This is a genomic window from Pedobacter alluvionis, assembly GCF_003664035.1.
Lineage (GTDB): Bacteria > Bacteroidota > Bacteroidia > Sphingobacteriales > Sphingobacteriaceae > Pedobacter > Pedobacter alluvionis.
This window is the reverse complement of record NZ_RCCK01000010.1, coordinates 616,922-635,760: the sequence shown is the minus strand read 5'-3', so window position 1 is coordinate 635,760 and position 18,839 is coordinate 616,922. Positions and strand designations below refer to the sequence as shown.

At 39.2% G+C, this 18,839-nt stretch carries 13 protein-coding genes; 8 read left to right on the top strand and 5 right to left on the bottom strand.

Annotated features, from left to right (window positions below):
- Positions 1–119 precede the first annotated feature (119 nt).
- From purH to rodA, 6 genes are all read left to right on the top strand, one after another.
- Positions 120–1,646 carry a bifunctional phosphoribosylaminoimidazolecarboxamide formyltransferase/IMP cyclohydrolase gene (gene purH / locus BCL90_RS02775; protein ID WP_121282478.1) on the top strand — a complete coding sequence of 509 codons (1,527 nt, stop codon included), beginning with the start codon at positions 120–122 and terminating at the stop codon, positions 1,644–1,646.
- Between the two features lie 233 nt (positions 1,647–1,879).
- Positions 1,880–2,902, top strand: a complete 1,023-nt coding sequence (locus tag BCL90_RS02770; protein ID WP_010601761.1) for a rod shape-determining protein — start codon at positions 1,880–1,882, stop codon at positions 2,900–2,902.
- 84 nt (positions 2,903–2,986) lie between these two features.
- Positions 2,987–3,826, top strand: coding sequence for a rod shape-determining protein MreC (gene mreC, locus BCL90_RS02765; RefSeq protein WP_121282476.1), 840 nt, complete (start codon positions 2,987–2,989; stop codon positions 3,824–3,826).
- The gene (locus BCL90_RS02760) at positions 3,819–4,334 is read left to right on the top strand and encodes a rod shape-determining protein MreD (RefSeq protein WP_121282474.1); all 516 of its coding nucleotides are present in this window, start codon (positions 3,819–3,821) and stop codon (positions 4,332–4,334) included. The genes mreC and BCL90_RS02760 overlap by 8 nt, the downstream gene beginning before the upstream one ends.
- A complete protein-coding gene (gene mrdA / locus BCL90_RS02755; RefSeq protein ID WP_121282473.1) occupies positions 4,334–6,343 on the top strand; it encodes a penicillin-binding protein 2 in 2,010 nt (669 codons plus the stop codon). The genes BCL90_RS02760 and mrdA overlap by 1 nt, the downstream gene beginning before the upstream one ends.
- A complete protein-coding gene (gene rodA / locus BCL90_RS02750; protein ID WP_121282472.1) occupies positions 6,343–7,608 on the top strand; it encodes a rod shape-determining protein RodA in 1,266 nt (421 codons plus the stop codon). Before mrdA ends, rodA begins: the two co-directional genes overlap by 1 nt.
- Positions 7,609–7,796: 188 nt before the next feature.
- Here rodA and BCL90_RS02745 read toward each other — a convergent pair whose 3' ends face one another.
- The gene (locus BCL90_RS02745; RefSeq protein WP_121282470.1) at positions 7,797–8,987 is read right to left on the bottom strand and encodes a hypothetical protein; all 1,191 of its coding nucleotides are present in this window, start codon (positions 8,985–8,987) and stop codon (positions 7,797–7,799) included.
- 123 nt (positions 8,988–9,110) lie between these two features.
- On the opposite strand from BCL90_RS02745, the gene BCL90_RS02740 reads away from it, so the two are divergent.
- A complete protein-coding gene (locus tag BCL90_RS02740) occupies positions 9,111–9,692 on the top strand; it encodes a thymidine kinase (RefSeq protein WP_121282468.1) in 582 nt (193 codons plus the stop codon).
- A 127-nt stretch (positions 9,693–9,819) separates the two neighbouring features.
- Positions 9,820–10,641 carry an SDR family oxidoreductase gene (locus tag BCL90_RS02735; protein WP_121282467.1) on the top strand — a complete coding sequence of 274 codons (822 nt, stop codon included), beginning with the start codon at positions 9,820–9,822 and terminating at the stop codon, positions 10,639–10,641.
- A gap of 290 nt (positions 10,642–10,931) precedes the next feature.
- On the opposite strand, the gene BCL90_RS02730 is transcribed toward BCL90_RS02735, so the two are convergent.
- The 4 genes from BCL90_RS02730 to BCL90_RS02715 form a co-directional block, all read right to left on the bottom strand.
- Entirely contained in the window at positions 10,932–14,318 is a 3,387-nt protein-coding gene (locus tag BCL90_RS02730; RefSeq protein WP_121282465.1) for a DEAD/DEAH box helicase, read from the bottom strand.
- A gap of 407 nt (positions 14,319–14,725) precedes the next feature.
- The gene (locus BCL90_RS02725) at positions 14,726–15,757 is read right to left on the bottom strand and encodes a GntR family transcriptional regulator (RefSeq protein ID WP_121282463.1); all 1,032 of its coding nucleotides are present in this window, start codon (positions 15,755–15,757) and stop codon (positions 14,726–14,728) included.
- Positions 15,758–15,799: 42 nt separating this feature from the next.
- Positions 15,800–17,185 carry an FGGY-family carbohydrate kinase gene (locus BCL90_RS02720; protein ID WP_121282462.1) on the bottom strand — a complete coding sequence of 462 codons (1,386 nt, stop codon included), beginning with the start codon at positions 17,183–17,185 and terminating at the stop codon, positions 15,800–15,802.
- A 15-nt stretch (positions 17,186–17,200) separates the two neighbouring features.
- Positions 17,201–18,481, bottom strand: coding sequence for a sugar isomerase (locus tag BCL90_RS02715; protein WP_121282460.1), 1,281 nt, complete (start codon positions 18,479–18,481; stop codon positions 17,201–17,203).
- Positions 18,482–18,839 lie beyond the last annotated feature (358 nt).

Below are 18,839 nucleotides of genomic sequence, written 5' to 3'. Positions count from 1 at the left end.
AACCTGACTGGCAACGCTACCTTATTATATATAGCGGAATAAAATTTAATATTGATCGGTAAATCTCATTAAAAAACAATCCTGTTTTACTACCTTTGCGGCTCAAAATTTTCAGTCGAATGAGTCAATCCATTAAAATCAAAAACGCTTTAATCTCAGTATATTATAAAGATGGTTTGGAGCCATTGGTAAAATTGTTAGCCGCTCAAGGTGTACAATTATTTTCTACCGGTGGAACAGAACAATTCATCAAAGATTTAAACCTTCCTGTTACGGCGGTTGAAGATTTAACTGGTTATCCATCTATTTTAGGCGGACGTGTTAAAACCTTACACCCAAAAGTATTCGGCGGAATTTTAAACCGTAGAGCATTGGCTGGCGACCAGGAGCAGATTGCTGAATATGAAATTCCGGAGATTGACCTGGTTATTGTTGACTTATATCCTTTTGAAGAAACTGTAAAAGCAGGCGGAACACCAGAAGAAATTATTGAGAAAATAGACATCGGTGGTATTTCCTTAATCCGTGCCGCTGCTAAAAACTTCAACGATGTTGTGATTATCGCCTCAAAAAACGACTATCCTACTTTAGAAGCGCAATTGGCAGAACAAAATGGCGAAACTACTTTAGCACAGCGTAAAACATTTGCTAAAACGGCTTTCCATACTTCTTCTCATTACGATACTGCAATTTTCAATTATTTCAATACTGAAGAGCCACTTGATGTTTTTAAACAAAGTGTAACTGAAGCTAAAACTTTACGTTATGGTGAAAACCCGCATCAGGGAGGTGTATTTTATGGCGATTTAGATGCCATGTTTACCAAACTTAACGGTAAAGAGCTTTCTTATAACAACCTGGTTGATGTGGACGCGGCTGTTGCTTTAATCGATGAATTTGAAGATCCAACTTTTGCGATATTAAAACACACCAATGCTTGTGGTATTGCCTCACGCCCTACCGTTAAACAAGCCTGGGTTGATGCTTTAGCCTGCGATCCTGTTTCAGCTTTCGGTGGCGTACTGATTACCAATGTGGAAGTTGACCTTGAGACTGCACAAGAAATTAATAACTTGTTTTTTGAGGTGCTGATTGCTCCTTCTTACCAGCCAGAAGCAGTTGAGCTGTTCAGCAAAAAGAAAAACCGCGTTATTTTACAACGCAATGAGGTTGAATTGAGTAAAAAACAATTTAAAACATTATTAAATGGTGTAATTGAGCAGGATAAAGATTTAATCATCGAAGGTCCGGAGCAAATGACAACCGTTACCGATAAAGCACCAACAGCACAAGAGCTAAAAGATTTGTTCTTTGCCAACAAAATTGTAAAACATACTAAGTCGAATACCATTGTTTTAGTTAAGGATGATGTTTTAATAGCAAGTGGTGTTGGCCAAACCTCACGTGTTGATGCCTTAAGACAAGCAATTGAAAAGGCTGCTTCATTTGGTTTCAGCGTTAAAGGTGCTGCAATGGCTTCTGATGCTTTCTTCCCTTTCCCTGATTGTGTTGAAATTGCTGCCGAAGCCGGAATTACGGCTGTTTTGCAACCAGGCGGATCGATTAAAGATGCCGATTCTGTTGCAAAAGCAAACGAAAAAGGTATTGCCATGGTAACCACTGGAATAAGACACTTTAAACACTAGTTTGAGCTTAAAGCCGAAAGACTAAAGCTTAAAGCGAAGATCCTGATAAAGCCTAATGACTTAAAAACTTTAGTCTTTTAGCTTTGGTCTTTTAGCTTTTTATTTTCCAAACATTTTAATTGCCTTAAAAACAATTTAATAACTGAAGAAAATAAAACTTAAAACAATAAAAAAGCTATTTTTACATTAGGAATAGTATAGATTTGATAAAATAAAGAAAACATACCTTATACATGGGATTATTTAACTGGTTTACGCAAGAAGTTGCCATCGATTTAGGCACTGCGAATACCCTGATTATACATAACGACAAAGTAGTTGTAGATGAACCATCTATCGTTGCTTTCGATCGTACTACAAACAAAGTCATTGCTATAGGTCGTCAGGCAATGCAAATGGAGGGTAAAACCCACGATAATATTAAAACCGTACGGCCACTAAAAGATGGAGTAATTGCCGATTTCAATGCTGCTGAGGCAATGATTAAAGGAATGATCCGTATGCTTAACGGTGGTAAAGGTTGGATGTTTCCTTCTTTACGTATGGTAATCTGCATCCCATCTGGTATTACTGAAGTAGAAAAACGTGCGGTACGCGACTCTGCAGAGATTGCCGGAGCAAAAGAAGTATACCTGATCCATGAGCCGATGGCTGCTGCTGTAGGGATCGGGATTGACGTGGAAGAGCCAATGGGTAACATGATTATCGATATAGGTGGTGGTACTACTGAAATTGCGGTTATCGCTTTGTCAGGTATTGTTTGCGATCAGTCTATCCGCGTTGCGGGAGATAATTTCGACTCTGACATTGTAAACTACATCCGCCGTCAACACAACATTATGATTGGCGACCGTACTGCTGAAAAAATTAAAATTGAAGTTGGTGCAGCTTTACCTGAATTGCAGGATGCTCCTGCCGATTTCGCGGTTCAGGGTCGTGATTTAATGACGGGTGTACCAAAACAGATCACCGTTTCTTATACCGAAATTGCACACTGTTTAGATAAATCGATCTCTAAAATTGAAGAAGCGATTTTAAAAGCTTTAGAGATTACTCCTCCGGAGCTTTCGGCAGATATTTACCAAACAGGTATTTATTTAACCGGTGGTGGTGCTTTATTAAGAGGATTAGACAAACGTGTAGCTGCTAAAACTAAATTACCTGTTCACGTTGCAGAAGATCCACTTCGTGCAGTAGTTCGTGGCACTGGCATCGCCCTTAAAAATATTGGCGGATATAAATTCTTAATGCAATAACCTGGATTTGAGATGTGAGATATGAGATTTGAGACTAATTATCAAACTCATATCTCACATCTCGTATCTCATATCTCATGAGCAATGCGTAACCTTTGGATTTTCATCAGCAGATACAACGCATTTTTCTTATTTATCATTTTTTTTATCGTTGGTATCTATCTAACGGTTAAAAACAACGCTTATCAGCGGAGTGTAACCTTAAACTCAAGCAATGAGGTAATTGGAACGGCGTACGACAGGTTAAATATTTTTAAACGATATTTAAATCTGGGTATGGTTAATGATAGCCTTGCAGCCGAAAACGCTAAGCTTAAGAGCCAGTTACTGGGATTAACTACGGTAGATACGGCTAAAGATGTTAAAGTGGTAGATACGATTACCAATCAACAATACACTTATCTGGCAGCCAAGGTGATTAAAAATTCGATCACTTTGCGCAATAACATCATGACCATTAATAAAGGTACAGTTGACGGGATTAAAAGTGGTATGGCTGTTATTGCGCCTCAACGCGGAGTAGTGGGTTTTATCCGTGATGTTTCTGCACATTTAGCCACCATCCAGTCATTACTACATAAAGACACCAAAATTAGTGTGACCTTGAAAAAGAATAATGCGCTTGGCTCATTGGTTTGGGGCGACGGAAATTTCGATATTAAAAAGGCATTTGTGAAAGAGGTACCCAACCACATTAAAATGTATGTTGGCGATAGTGTGATTACTTCTGGTTATGGCTCATTCCCTGCGGGGATTTTGGTCGGTAGGATCAGCAAGGCAAATGTGGCCACGAATGATAATTTCTTATCCGCAGAATTAAATTTATTTACTGACTTTAGCACATTACAATATGTATATGTGGTTAAAGATAAAAAGGCTGATGAGCAAAAAGCTTTAGAAAGCATCGCTAAACCGAATGAATAGTAGAATCATAATTGTAAATGTGATCAGGTGGTTTTTACTACTTTTTGTGCAGATATTTTTGCTCAAGAATATGGGGTTTTACGACCTTTCCACACCATTTATCTACGTGCTATTTCTGCTCTTGCTTCCATTCGGCATTCCAAATATTTTATTGTATTTACTGGCCTTTATAACAGGACTAACACTCGATGCTTTTTATGATACCATGGGCGTACATGCCACAGCTTGTGTTGTTCTGGCTTTTGTAAGGATTTCTTTTATCGCTATCAGTTTAAACCGCGATGCCATTGACGATCCGGAACCATCGTTAAGTTATATGGGTTTCCAGTGGTTTTCTCTTTATGCTTTCCTTTGCGTTATTGCTCACCACCTGGTGCTGTTCTTTTTAGAAACATTTAGGCTAACCGAAATTGGTTATACCTTAATGAGATGCGGTTTAAGTTGTATCTTTACACTGCTTCTTATTTTATTGGTAGAGTTTATATTCTATAGAAGAACACCGCGCTAATGGATCAGTTATTTAACCGAAAATATATCGTTCAAGGATTATTTATTGTAGTCGCCCTAATTTTACTGGGGAAGTTATTTTATATCCAGATCATTAGCGACAAGGCCTTCAGCTCTGCCGAAAGTAACGTATTGCGTAAAATTTACAAGTACCCGGCCCGTGGTGCCATCCTTGATCGTAACATGAAGGTAATTGTGCAGAATGAACCTGTTTACGATTTAATGGTCACCCCAAATGAAGTTAAGCCCTTCGATACTTTGGCAATGGCCAATGCCCTTGAAATCACCATTGATGATGTACGTAAAAAACTAAAAAAAGCGAAAGCACAATCTTCTTATCAGGCGACATTTTTCGAAAGACAGATTTCTGTACAGAGCTACGCGCGTCTACAGGAAATTATGTACCGTTTTCCGGGTTTCAGAACGCAGGACAGAACCATCAGGCATTATCCTGACAGCATTGCAGGGCAGCTGTTTGGTTATGTAAAAGAAGTAAGTCCTGATGATATTGAAAAATCGGAAGGATATTATAAACCAGGCGATTTTATCGGGAAAAGTGGCCTGGAACGTTCTTATGAAGATTTTTTAAGGGGCGAAAAGGGAGTGATCAATACGTTATACGACGCAAAAAACATTGCCCAGGGCAGTTATGCCAATGGAAAATATGATATAAATGCCGTATCGGGAGATCGTTTAATTTCTTCTTTAGATATCAGAATCCAGCGCCTTGGCGAAGAACTGATGAAAAATAAAGTAGGTGCAATTGTTGCCATCGAACCTTCAACCGGAGAAATTCTGGCTTTTGTAAGTAGCCCGGGGTACGATCCTAACCAATTGGTAGGTAAAGACTGGGGTAAAAACTACATGAGTTTGATTGCAAACCCTTACCGTCCGCAGATTGTAAGACCTATTGCAGGACAATATTCACCTGGATCATCGTTTAAACCGGTTGATGCCCTTGTGGCATTGCAAGATGGCGCAATCGATCCAAATACGACCTTTTTCTGTCCGGGTTATTACATGGCCGGAAATCACAAAGTAAAGTGCGAACACATAGACGGAACCATTAATATGCAAAGGGGCATTGCCCGTTCCTGCAACACCTATTTTTGCCATGTTTTTCAAAACATCATCACCAAAAATGGCATGAAAAACCAGCGTCAAACCTACACACACTGGCATGAACAGATTGCCAAATGGGGTTTTGGCCAGAAACTGGGCATAGATATGCCTTTCGAAAAAAAAGGGATATTTTATCAGGCTGATCATTATGATAAAATTTATGGTAAACGCTGGGGTTACACCACCGTAATTTCGCAGGCCATTGGTCAGGGTGAAATTACTTCTACCCCATTGCAAATGGCAAACGTAATGGCGGCAATTGCCAACCGTGGCTATTATTTAAAGCCCCACTTAATTAAAGGTATAGGCGATAAAAATGTAGTAAAAAAAGAATATGTAGTTAAAAACTATGTAGGTGTAGACGAGAAATATTTCCCGATTGTAATTAATGGGATGCGCGATGCGGTAAACAGTCCGTGGGGAACAGCAAAAGAATCTCAGATCCCAAATATTGTGATGTGTGGTAAAACCGGAACCGTACAAAACCCACATGGCAAAAACCACTCGGTTTTTATCGGTTTTGCACCAATGGATAATCCGAAAATTGCCATTGCGGTGATTGTAGAAAATGGTGGCTTTGGAGGTTCGTATGCTGCGCCAATCTCGAGTTTTATGGTTGAAAAATATCTAACTGACAGCATTAAGCCACGTTCGAATGGTTATACCGTTAAAGCGTTCTCCGAAACCAATCTTTTACCTGCATTAATCGATAAGACAAAAAAAGTTAAACCGACCAAATTAGATAGCTTAAAACTAAAAAAGGCAGATTCGCTTAAAAGGGTTAAAGACAGTTTAAAGATAAAACCTGCAATACTAAAACAAACCGTTGCTACCAAACCGAAAGTAAATCAACCCATTATAAACCGTAAACCTGTAACCAATAAGTAATGATACAACAACAGGGAAGCCGTTTCTTTTTTAATGTGGATTGGATTACTGTTTTAATCTACATTGCTTTATGCACTATCGGGTTTATTAATGTTTATGCCTCTATTCCACATCACGAAGGAGCAACCACTTTCGATTTTGCAAGCAGTTATGGCAAACAGTTAATTTATGCAATTACCGGGCTGATATTGGGTTTATCGATTTTATTGTTCGACGGGAGGTTATTTAACGTATTTGCACCATTTATTTACGGAGCTACCCTTTTTCTGTTGGTTGTGGTACTCTTTGTAGGAAGAAATGTAGGTGGAAACCAGGCCTGGATACCCATAGGATCATTCAGGCTGCAGCCTTCAGAGTTTGCCAAATTTGGTACAGCCTTACTTTTAGCCAGGTATGTGAGCACTTTCAATCCAAAATTCAGGGATATTAAATCAATTGTAATTGCCGGATTGATTGTATTAGCACCCCTTTTATTGATCATGCTGCAACCCGATACGGGTTCTGCACTGGTTTTCCTGGCCTTTATGTTCCCTTTATACCGAGAGGGCTTATCTGGTTATTTCCTGTTGATTTTTCTGGGGATGATTGTACTGTTTGTTGCAGATTTCCTGGTACCAACTTACATCTTGATTCTTATCCTAACTACTATTGGCGGACTTTTCATCTACAATAACAGGCGAAAACAGAAAATCATTATTTCTACCGTACTGGTAACCATTATCGCCATTGCTTATTTATTTGTGGTTAAAATTGCCTACGAAAAAGTTTTGGCACCGCATCAGCGCAGCCGTATCGAGCTGATGTTAGGCCTTAAAGCCGATAATAAGGGCGCGGGTTATAATGTAATCCAATCGCAGATTGCTATTGGTTCAGGCCAGGCAACGGGGCGCGGGTTTTTACAGGGTACCCAAACAAAATATGGTTATGTACCCGCTCAAAGCACCGACTTTATATTTTCTACTATTGGCGAAGAATGGGGCTTTGTAGGCTGTTCAGTTGTAATCGGCTTATATATATTTTTATTATTGAGATTGATCAATCTGGCAGAAAGGCAGCGGTCTACCTTCTCGAGGGTTTACGGCTACAGTGTGGCCTGCATCTTCTTTTTCCACGTATTCATCAATATCGGAATGACCATTGGTATTATTCCGGTAATCGGGATTCCGCTACCATTTATTAGCTACGGCGGTTCGTCGTTATGGAGCTTTACGATCTTGCTGTTTATCTTTTTAAAGCTCGATTCTAACCGGATGGGATTTATTTAAGAGTCTGAAGTCTTTAGTCCGAAGTCGATATTTCGCGTAATTAAGAAAGATACGTCATTTCGAGCGTAGTGCAACGCAGCCGAGAAATCTACATTAACAGATTTCTCCATTTCGCTACGCTTCAGTCGAAATGACGATCCTATAATTAATGTTTAACGCTATCCGCCAAACACTTATCGCTCTCCGCCCTACCTACTAAACCTTCTGTTAAGCAACTCATAAAACTGATCAACGGTTGCTTGTTTATTGGCCCAGTTATTTTTCGCTGCATAATTGTGCTGAAGGTAACTATCTGCAGCTTCGAAGCTGCTCATCTTATTAATGATATCAATCACTTCCGAATAGGCCAGATTATATCCATTAAAAAGATCTTTTATAAAAAGTAACTTTTCATTTAAACTAATCGCCTGTTTTAAATCAGCAATCGGAGCTTTAACAGGTTCATTATTCTGGCTGTTTGTTTTGGCTAATAAGTCGTTTAAACTTGGTGCAGGTTTAGCTGCTTCGGGTTGTGGAGCTGGTTTTACAGGAACTGCTTCAGGCGTAAATAATGGACGCTCACGCTCAACAGGCGGCGAAATAATAGGATCATCCAGTTTCACATCCTTCAGTGCCTCAATAGGCTCATTAGCAGCTACTGGTATAGGCTCTTCTACATGAGCAGCCACAACAGGCGCCTCATCTGCAATTATTTCAGGCGCTTCTTCTTCGTGAGGAATTAAAAAAGGCTCCGGACCAATTTCATCTTCTTCAGTTGGCAGAGGCTCCTCCTGAAGAGCTGAAGCTTCTTCCTTCTCATGAATTATTTTTTTACGTGCTAAAATCTCTGCTTCTTCTTTGCTTAAAGGACGATCAAAAATTTCTTCAACAGATTTTGCTTCATAATCGAACTGATCATTTTCATCATGTGTACCTAGTACAAACTCAAAAGTATGGTCGTCCTGGTCAGGTTTAAAGAAATCTTTATCCAAAATCGAAGCAGCTTTTTCTTCTTCAATCCTTTCATCGTCCAGTACCTCCTGTTCAGGCTTTACATCCACACGTTCTTCCTCTTCCTGGGCTGTTACTACCTCTTCAAGTTCCTGCGGATCGAAACATTCATCATCTGCCGCATAACTTTTTTCAGCTTCTGGCAGTATAATGGTATTCTGTTCGGCTAATAACGTATGGTTTCCGGCTTCAGCTGGCTTATATTCTGACGTAGCATTTAATTTTTTGACGATATTGACATGATCAGAAAGAAAATGGGCGTTAGCGAGAAAAAGTTCCAGTTCCAAATCGTTCAATTGTTGAGGATTTTGAGCTAAAAACTGATATTGCTCATTTAATTCTGTTAAAATGCTGCCGATCTTTCTGAAAATATCCTGTTGGTTCATCATAAAGTTAAAACGAAATTTTAGTCGATTTATGTTGGTAACTATGTGTTCAAAAATAACACATAATTCTCATATTTGTTCGGTTTAAAAATTATAGAACGGATATAGGGGAATAAAAAAACAGGCATGTTATTTAGCGAACAAAATTTTAGAAGAAGGGGCGAATTTTCGGGAAGTATAGAAGTAGTATGTGGCTCTATGTTTTCCGGTAAAACAGAAGAACTGATCCGCAGGTTAAAAAGAGCCCAGATTGCTAAACTGAATGTCGAAATTTTTAAACCCCGCACCGATACGCGCTACCATGAAACTGCCGTGGTTTCGCACGATTTAAATTCAATAAACTCTACCCCTGTTGATAGCGCTTCGGCCATTTTATTACTAGGCACCAATACACAGGTGGTGGGTATAGATGAGGCTCAGTTTTTTGATAACGAACTGCCTGATGTTTGCAATAAACTAGCCCTTAGGGGCATACGTGTTATTGTTGCCGGCCTCGATATGGATTTTACAGGTAAGCCTTTTGGACCAATGCCTGCGTTGATGGCCATTGCCGAGCATGTTACCAAGGTAAATGCAGTTTGTGTTTGTTGTGGTAACCCTGCCCTATATAGTTACCGAACAGTTGCTGATGAAGCTACGGTTTTATTGGGCGAAAAGGAAAGTTATGAGCCACGTTGCAGGGCCTGTTATAATCTTGACAAGGGATAATCATTATTGATTAATCTTTATAAAGGCTAATATTTATTGATAATGTTTATATGTAAACCATGTATCAAAATCAGAATTGACATGAATCACAGGAAATTATAAAGCCAACTGTTTATCTTTAGCGCAAATGATTCAAGATAATACAACACATAAAAACAGTATTCAAACCATATCGATTTTAGGTTGCGGCTGGTTTGGTCTGGCATTCGCCCGAAAACTGATTCAATTGTCTTATGAGGTTAAAGGCTCTACCACAACTCCCGAAAAGTTATCAAAACTTTCAGCGGAAGGTATTCAGCCGTTTCTGATCAATTTTACGGCTGATCAGGTTTCAGCAGATCCTGATTTTTTTGATGCAGATGTATTGTTTATCTGCATTCCACCAAAGCGTAGTTCGACTGAACTTCTTGATTATCCTCAAAAGGTTAACTCAATTTTAGCAGCCGCAAAAGATAAATCAAAACACGTGGTGTTGATCAGTTCGACCAGTGTTTATGCAGATGAAAACAAAACAGTAAATGAAGCCAGCGAAACAGCTCCAGATACAGATTCGGGAAAGGTTGTTCTAGCTGCCGAAATACTATTTAAGGAACTATTTCCGGAAAACTACACCGTGATCCGCTTTGCAGGTTTAATTGGCCCTGACCGTAACCCAGGCAGATTTTTTGCCGGAAAAAGTAATGTACCAAATGGTTTAGCTCCTGTAAACCTGATTCACCAAACAGATGCGGTAGGCGTGGCGGTAAAACTTTTGGAAAAACAGGCATTCGGCAGAACCTATAATGCCTGCTCACCAGACCACCCTGCAAAAATGGAATTTTACACTAATGCGGCTAAATCTGCGGGCCTTCCTGAACCCAATTTTATTGCAGAAAAAAAAGATTGGAAAATTGTAGAAAGTGTAAATGTACCTGAATTTTTGGGTTATGCGTTTGAGGTTGGGATTTAATTTATTGCTTCGTCATTGCGAGGAGGAACGACGAAGCAATCTCACTCTATGGGCTATAGCGATCGCATTAAGATTATTCATCTGTGCAGTTGTTTTTAAAGGCATTCATGAGCTCGCTTTGTTCGGTTATCTTCGTGCCTCGCAATGACGAACCTACAATTAATTCAATAGGCCGCCCAACAACTCGGTCTCGGTGGTTAATGGGCCATCAACCTTTTTCAATTGAGAATAGAACATCGGTCCTTCGACAGGCTCAGGATGACAATCCGAATGGATTTAGCGAACTTATACTAACTCAACAACCCCAACAACTCTTTTTTGGTTAAATTCTTGAATAAACTACCTTCAGTCTGGATCAGATCTTTCACCAGATCTTTTTTAGTGGCCTGAAGTTTCATAATTTTTTCTTCAATCGTGTCAGGGCAGATTAAACGCACGGCCATTACATTTTTATGCTGTCCGATCCGGTAAGCACGGTCAATCGCCTGGTTCTCCACCGCGGGGTTCCACCACGGATCGACCAGGTAGACATAATCGGCTTCGGTGAGGTTCAATCCGGTACCACCAGCTTTTAAACTGATCAGAAAAACCGGAATGTCGGCATTCTCCTGAAACGAGGTAACTGCTTCAGCCCTTTTACGTGTTTGCCCGGTAAGGTATTCATATCGTATTCCCTTACTTTCCAATTGCTTTTTAATCAGATCGAGCATGGTAACAAACTGAGAAAAAACAAGAATTTTATGTTTCCCAGCCTTACCCTCGATCTGCTCCATCAACACCTCAATTTTTGAGGAAGCCTGCAAATACGATTTTCCATCAGCCAGTAAGGCAGCCGAATTGCAGATCTGCCTTAAGGTGGTAATACTTTTCAGCACGTGCATCGAACTTTTAGGCAGCTCATCTTCCTGTTTGCCTAGAATAAAATCCTGAATTTCTTTTTTGTTTGCTTCGTAAACTTCGCGCTGCTCGGCTCCCATTTCACAATACAGCACTATTTCTGTTTTATCGGGAAGTTCTTTCGCTACCTGTTCTTTGGTTCTGCGGAGAATAAACGGCCTTATTTTCTTCTGCAGTTCCTCTGCCCTTCTGCTATCCTTAAACTGATCGATTGGCGTTGAATATAAATCGGCAAACTGCTGTTTACTGCCAAACAAGCCCGGACAAGCGAATGACAGCTGTCCATATAAATCAAAGGTATTGTTCTCTATCGGCGTTCCCGTCATCGTTACTTTATTTCGCGACTGCAGCATCCGAACTGCTTTATAACGTTGCGATTCCGGATTTTTGATCAGCTGCGATTCATCTAAAAAGATATAATTAAAGCGATAATCTTTTAAGAAACGGATATCAGAAAGCAGCGTTCCGTAAGAGGTTAAAATGATTTCAAAATCATCGAAAGTATCAGTTGTTTTGGTCCGTTCGCCAGCATAAATGGTTTTTACTTTTATAGATGGTGCAAACTTCTCTACTTCGGCCTTCCAGTTAAATATTAACGAAGCCGGCACCACCACCAGATTTGTATTGTGTTTTACTTTTTCGCTCTGTGATAAAATAAAAGCCAAAACCTGGATGGTTTTACCCAATCCCATATCATCGGCCAAACAAGAACCAAAGTTAAAATCATCCAAAAAGTTGAGCCAGTTTAAACCGTCTTTCTGGTAATGCCGTAAAGTTGCGGTTAAACCTTTTGGCACCTCTACCTCTTGAATAGAATCAGTACCTTCAAATTTTTGCTTATAAAGTTTCAATTCGCTTTTTACATCACCATCCAATAAAGCATCTTCGTAAAGTTCGTTGATAGAAGCAAATTTAATTTTTGGTGTAAGAATGGCATCTTCGGTTACCTCACCAGCACTAAAATAAGCAACAAATTTTTCGATCCATTCATGTGGAAGTATGCCCTGAGTTCCATCATCAAGCGTTACAAACTTACTTTTGTTCCTTATCGATTTATGCAAATGTTTCAATGCAACCTGTTGTTTGCCAAACTTTACTTTTACTTTGGTTTCAAACCAATCTGTTCCACTCAATACCTCAATATTGATTTTGGCCTGAAATTCACTCAATTTGTTGTTTTTGAGCTGGTTGAATCCTAAAATATGAATTCCTTTATTTCGCCATACTTCAAAAGCATCAAGGAACCAGGCTTCTTCCAGAAACCTTTTGCGGTGCAAATAAAAAGAATCGTTGGTTTCCTGATCATAGAAATAAGGGTGCTGTTTCAAAACGTTCCCAATAAACTGCAGTTCGGCATCTTCATCACGATGTAAGGTAAAGAGATTGCCCAGTTTATCTTGCGCCTGGATTTTCTTTTTAGACAGTACAGGTATTTCCAGGCTCCCATAACGCATTACTGGTGTAAGGAGAATATAATCTTCTGATTCTGAAAGATAGATCAACTGTTCATTTTCGAGATCGAAACCTTTTTCTTCGATCTGTATTTTGGTAGCTGGTTTTAAATAAGAATAATCGACATGAATACTTCCTTCTAAAGGTACCAGAATAACTTTTTGAAACTCCGGATATTTGGTTTTATGCAGGATTAACCTGTTGCTCTGCTTTTTGAAAAAACCAATTACGCGTAGAAAATCCAGTCTGCCAATTAAATAAAGTTGATGGTTAAGTTTAACAAAATACTGGTGTACCAATACCAGGTTATCCAGTTCGTAGGATTTCCCTTCGATGATCAGCCGCCCCGTAATTTCATAATAATCATCGCGCTGGTTTACCGAAAGATGCAGATCTACCTCCAATAAATGTGCATCAACCGCCGTAATGGTCGAAGCTTGAATAGCCCCAGACTGTTTACTATCCTGCAGGTAAAAAGGAATCTGTTGAGGATTTTTAACGATTGCTTTTAAGGCTTCAATCTCTACCTCGCTTTGATCATTATTGTAATTCTGCTGAAAAGTAGTAATACCACTATAAAATTTTACCTGATCATTATCATTTGTTTTGAAGAGCAAATCAGCCGGATTGATTCCCTTGATAGGATTTTTAACCTTGCCACTTTTAGTGGTTTTGGCTTTGAATAATTCGACTGTTAAATTGTTGTAATAGCGGTGTTGCCCAAAAACAAGGATCATTTTGTCCGGATCGCTTTTGGCCGACACTTTTGGCTTGGGTTTACTTATTGGCAGTAAAAGTTCCTGTAAATTTTGCTGGACTTCTTTGTTGAATGGTTGAAGAGCATCCATTTTTGGCCGGATGGTTACCTGGCCATCTTCGTAGCGAAGATTAAAAAGATGATCAAGATTATCTTCGTTTTCCAATCCATAATCGACTGCAATTTTGGCAAGCTTTTGTTTTCTCAGGTTGCTGTCAAAAAAAATAAGCAGATCCTGCCGTTGCAGGATATTGTATAAAACCCTTGCCTGGTGCTCACACAATTTATGCTTCTGCGTAGCACAACGACAAGAAAGTTTAACTGCGTTTTCACTCTGCTGTACCTGAACAATTGGAAAAGATAATCCGGAAGCTTCATCGCTAAAAGCTGCAAAATCAATTTCAATCTGCTCAGGAAAAAGCTGATAAAAACCTTTAACATCAGTATGAATCAATCCGCTTAAATGTTTAAGGATAACAATCTGGCTCAGATTTTTCAGATTAAAATCTTTTAAGATATAATCGTAAGGATTTTGTTCTGATACTTGATGCGCGGTTACCTGATCACTCATTTAAACTAAAATAGCTAAGTGATAAAAGTAATCATTAATAAGTTTTAGCTAAAATGACTTTTTGGGTTTTTATGCACAATTAATCAAAAGCATTGTTATTTCGAGGAAAAGTTTATTCCATAAAAACCAATATAAATGACAATGGGATTTTAGCGAAATAATAGGATGCGAGAAGTCGTCATTGCGAGAAGGCTTTTTCAGCCGACGAAGCAATCTTACAACGATCGCTAATAGCTGTGTGCATTAAGATTCCTTCGTGTCTCGCAATGACGACCCTTTTTATTTAGATTTGTAGATTGTAGCGGGGTGCAACGCAGCCGAAAACCCGAAGACTCAGCGAAGTCAAATCTGTCTAGATAGATCTCTCCATTTCGCTACGCTTCAGTCGAGAAGACGAACCTATTAGATTAAAGCGATTTGCGCAAATTCAGATAAAAAGGTACTGCTATCTTTTCTGTTTTTCCATTAAGGATAAATTCAGCAGCCTGTACACCTAGTTTGCTAAAATCAGTTGAAATGGTGGTAATCCCATCTAAAATAATCTTTTTTAAAGGCGTTTCGTTATAAGAAATTACGCCAACATCCTTCCCGATTTTAAGTTTTTGGGCAATTAAGCGTTCAATCAGTATCACCAAATCATCTTCCATCAGGTTAATGTACACTTCACCTGGATTAATTTCTTCGTCTTTGATATTATGGATTACCTTATGATCAAAAGCATATTGCTGGCTGAACCTGTAAAAACCGGTTAGTATTTCATGAGGGAAATAACTGTTCTTTGGAAAAATAATTTTCAGGGTGCGGTAATGTGAAAGGCGTTCTAAAGCCTGCTCTAAAGCTGCATAAATATCCTGCGCAAAGTTTTCATAAGCCGCAGCATAATCGCCGGTTACCCCTGGCAGCAATTTATCAAGAATAACCAGTTTTTCTTTTGGGATGGTATTGATAATTTCGTGTGCATTTTCGCCTCCTTCTAAAAAATGTGGAATAATCACAAAGTGCGAATAATCGTCGCGCTTGGCCACAATCATTTTTTTAAACAATGCAAAATCGTTGTTGTAGATATAAAAATCTATTGCGGCACGTTCTCCTAAGGTTTTTGTGAAGGAATCGTAAATGATCTTTTTATGTGTACTGAGTTTATTAAAAAGCAAACAAACCTTCAGTTTCCGCGAAAAATCAGTATTGATAACAAAATAACCCTTGCCCGGCACAGAATCAACCACCCCTAATTTCCGGAGATTACGGTAACCTTTTTCGGCAGTATCTCTCGACATCTCCAGGCTAAAACTCAGCTCATTTATAGAAGGCAACAAGCTATTTTTCAGAAGTTTACCACTTTCAATAGCCGCCAAAATGGCATTGGTTAGCTGCTTGTATTTTGGCGTTGACGAATACTCGTCGACATTAAGATAGGGGATTAAATCTTCTGGTTTCAAATTGACTATATTGATGTAGGAAATTCTAATATACGGAAATCCCTAAAAATCTATGGTTCGTTGTATGGCAGAATAGTATTTTAGCTGGATCATATCCGTTGGTGCAGGGTTTTCGTTCCAGGCATCATTTATTGCCAAAGCTGTACCTATTGCTGTAGCTTGCGAAACTGAAGAAGCATAAACCTCTATATTTGGAATAGAAATCGCTAAAAGATGCATATAAATTGCATTTTTACCGAAACCACCATCTACAAAAATTCTTTTTACACCTGCATTTAAAATCAGTTTCAACGAATAAATCTGCTGTTTGATCAGGTCAAAAATCAGTTGATGATAGGCTTCTTCTGCCGTTTGAAAGAGGTTCAAATCGCGATCAGGAAAAGCTGAGCTTGCTGAAAAACCCTGTTGTTCCTGTTGGTTTTCTGGAATTTTATTAGCCAGCTTCAGAATCATTGACGGGTTAAACTTCAAATGTTTAAACAGATAAGCCGCACGATCGAAATGTTCTGCAATCCGCTTAAGTTGTACTTCATGTTCGTAGCCTGCAAAAATCCGCGAAGCCTTAACCGCCTTACCTTTAAAGTGCATGTAACACAGGCAATCCTGTTTAAGTTCATCGGCTGTTAATCGCTCCTGGTTAAAAGGGTTTAAACTGATGCACCAGGTCCCGGTTGAGATGAGCACAAATGGCGTATTAAAATTTGCCAGATAAGGAATTAATGCTGCAGAACTATCGTGCAAACCTACTCCAACATTTACACTGCTACCTTCGAAATTCGTTTTCAGGCTGGAATCTGCAGGCGTAAATGCACCAAATTTCTGGTCGATTTTCTCGGTGGTAACCCAGCTGTGGTACTCACTTTTTTTGAAATCCCAAAGTTGGGTATGGCATCCAATGCTGGTGATATCGGCCATGGCCTTACCTGTGATCAAATAACTCAAGTATTGAGGCAGATGTAAAGCCCATTTCACCTTTTTAAAAATTTCGGGTTTTTCGTGCTTTAGCCGGTACAATTGCATCCCTGAATTTAAGCTACCTAAAATTGGTGAAGCTGTTTCTAAGGAAATCTTCTCCTCGCCTCCATATTTTGCATAAAATGCCTTTTTAAGCTCCTCGGGATATTCTTTTAAATAGTTATAAAGTGGTGTTAGTGGATTGCCATTTTCATCAAGATAAACAAAACTGGCACCATAAGTAGAAAAGTTTATGGCCTTAACATCGAACTCTTTTAACTGCAAAACCTGATGCAGGGAATCGTAAACGGATAAACGCAGGCTTTCCAGATTTTCGCATGGTTCGCCATCTTCATCAACTGTTTCTACAAAACGTGCAGACCGTTCGTAAACAATACTGTAATTTTCGTCGATCAAGAACAGTTTTTTATTTGTTTTCCCGACATCAAATATGGCAATAACAGGTTTAGGCATTTTCTATCTCTCTATTTACAAACCTGTGGCAACAGTATTTCCGCGGTGATTAACTAACTTGTTTCTAACTTCTAAACCGCGGTATAAAGCGATTGGTGATAAAGCTGCTCCAACTCTTAATCTGGCTTCGGCTACTAAAGCCCTTAAATCGCTCCGGAAAGTATTTTGCAAAATTTCCTGTGCTTTTGCCACGTCGTTATTGTTCTGTGCTTCGTTTAATGCTTTTCGATCAACTAATAAAGCCTGTGCATAGGCAATCATAATGGCTTCAACAGATTGCAATAAATCCTCTAATGGATCTTTCACATTGTGTGAAGCATCGATCATCCAACCCAAATCTTTTGCATGGTTCATTCCCTTTGCATCCATACCTTCTACCAACTCATTAAAAATCAGAAACAATTGGTATGGTTTAATGCTTCCGGCCGTTAAATCATCATCGCCATATTTAGAATCGTTGAAATGGAAACCACCCAATTTCCCTTCCATTAACAATAAAGCCACAATCTGCTCGATGTTTGCATTTGGCAAATGATGGCCTAAATCGACCAAAGTATAGGCCTTTTTACCCAGTTTACTGGCGTATAACAGTGATTGTCCCCAATCGCCAACCGTAGTTGAGTAAAAGTTAGGTTCGAAGGCTTTATACTCCACAAACATTTTCCAATCTTCCGGCAGTGCTGAATAGATCTCCTGAAGACTTTCTAAGGTATTCTCGAAAGCTTTACGAAAATTAAGCTGACCAGGGAAACAAGAACCATCGGCTAGCCAAACGGTTAATGCATCAGATCCTAAAGCAATACCATGTTTAATTACTTCTATATTATGCTCAATGGCTTGCTTGCGGATATCTTTATTTACATTCTGCAATGAACCGAATTTATAGCTATGTGCAGCACCTTTCTGATCTTGAAAGGTATTTGAGTTCATGGCGTCGAATTTTAAACCGTAGCCTGATGCCAAAGTTTTTAACGCTTCTGCATTTTGAGGGATATCCCAGGGAATGTGAAGCGAAATTGCGCCACTTGCTCCGTTAAGGCCATGTAGCAGACCAACATCTTCAATTTTTTCTTCAATGGTACGTGGTTCACCACCTGTAATGGCAAAGCGGCCAAAACGTGTGCCACCTGTACCTAATGCCCAGCTTGGAATGGCAATTTGAAAATCGACCAATTTCTGGATTACGCTTTCCAGGTCAACTTGTGACCAATCTTCTTTTAGAAATGAAAGTTTACGCTGATGCGAGGTTAAAAGGGAGTCGTTATGTTTTTCTATCTGGTTCTGCTCGATATTCATAAGAATATTTGGTTTTTGTTAGGTTAATCATTGTGGCGATACAATCGCCATTCTCGCTCATCCTCGTTTCAAACGAGGACGATTATAAAATTACAGTCATTTCGGTCTGTGCCAGGCATAGACCGGTTAAACAACTTAAAAAACTTATTTTTTTGCCATGGTCAGTGTGCCATTAACACATCTTTTTTAGCCACGGATTCACACAGATAAACACGGATTTTGTATCTGTGTGAATCTTTTTTATCTGTGGTTAATATTTTTTAATTCGTTCTACTCTTACCGCCGTGGTCTGTGTCCCCACAGACCATTAATTTAATTATTCGTTTCGGCCTGTGGGGACACAGACCGAGGAACAAAT

Excerpts from the sequence above, each read along its gene's own strand:
- purH (WP_121282478.1), top strand. The coding sequence starts at position 120 with ATGAGTCAATCCATTAAAATCAAAAACGCTTTAATCTCAGTATATTAT.
- BCL90_RS02770 (WP_010601761.1), top strand. The coding sequence starts at position 1,880 with ATGGGATTATTTAACTGGTTTACGCAAGAAGTTGCCATCGATTTAGGC.
- mreC (WP_121282476.1), top strand. The coding sequence starts at position 2,987 with ATGCGTAACCTTTGGATTTTCATCAGCAGATACAACGCATTTTTCTTA.
- BCL90_RS02760 (WP_121282474.1), top strand. The coding sequence starts at position 3,819 with ATGAATAGTAGAATCATAATTGTAAATGTGATCAGGTGGTTTTTACTA.
- mrdA (WP_121282473.1), top strand. The coding sequence starts at position 4,334 with ATGGATCAGTTATTTAACCGAAAATATATCGTTCAAGGATTATTTATT.
- rodA (WP_121282472.1), top strand. The coding sequence starts at position 6,343 with ATGATACAACAACAGGGAAGCCGTTTCTTTTTTAATGTGGATTGGATT.
- BCL90_RS02745 (WP_121282470.1), bottom strand. The coding sequence starts at position 8,987 with ATGATGAACCAACAGGATATTTTCAGAAAGATCGGCAGCATTTTAACA.
- BCL90_RS02740 (WP_121282468.1), top strand. The coding sequence starts at position 9,111 with ATGTTATTTAGCGAACAAAATTTTAGAAGAAGGGGCGAATTTTCGGGA.
- BCL90_RS02735 (WP_121282467.1), top strand. The coding sequence starts at position 9,820 with ATGATTCAAGATAATACAACACATAAAAACAGTATTCAAACCATATCG.
- BCL90_RS02730 (WP_121282465.1), bottom strand. The coding sequence starts at position 14,318 with ATGAGTGATCAGGTAACCGCGCATCAAGTATCAGAACAAAATCCTTAC.
- BCL90_RS02720 (WP_121282462.1), bottom strand. The coding sequence starts at position 17,185 with ATGCCTAAACCTGTTATTGCCATATTTGATGTCGGGAAAACAAATAAA.
- BCL90_RS02715 (WP_121282460.1), bottom strand. The coding sequence starts at position 18,481 with ATGAATATCGAGCAGAACCAGATAGAAAAACATAACGACTCCCTTTTA.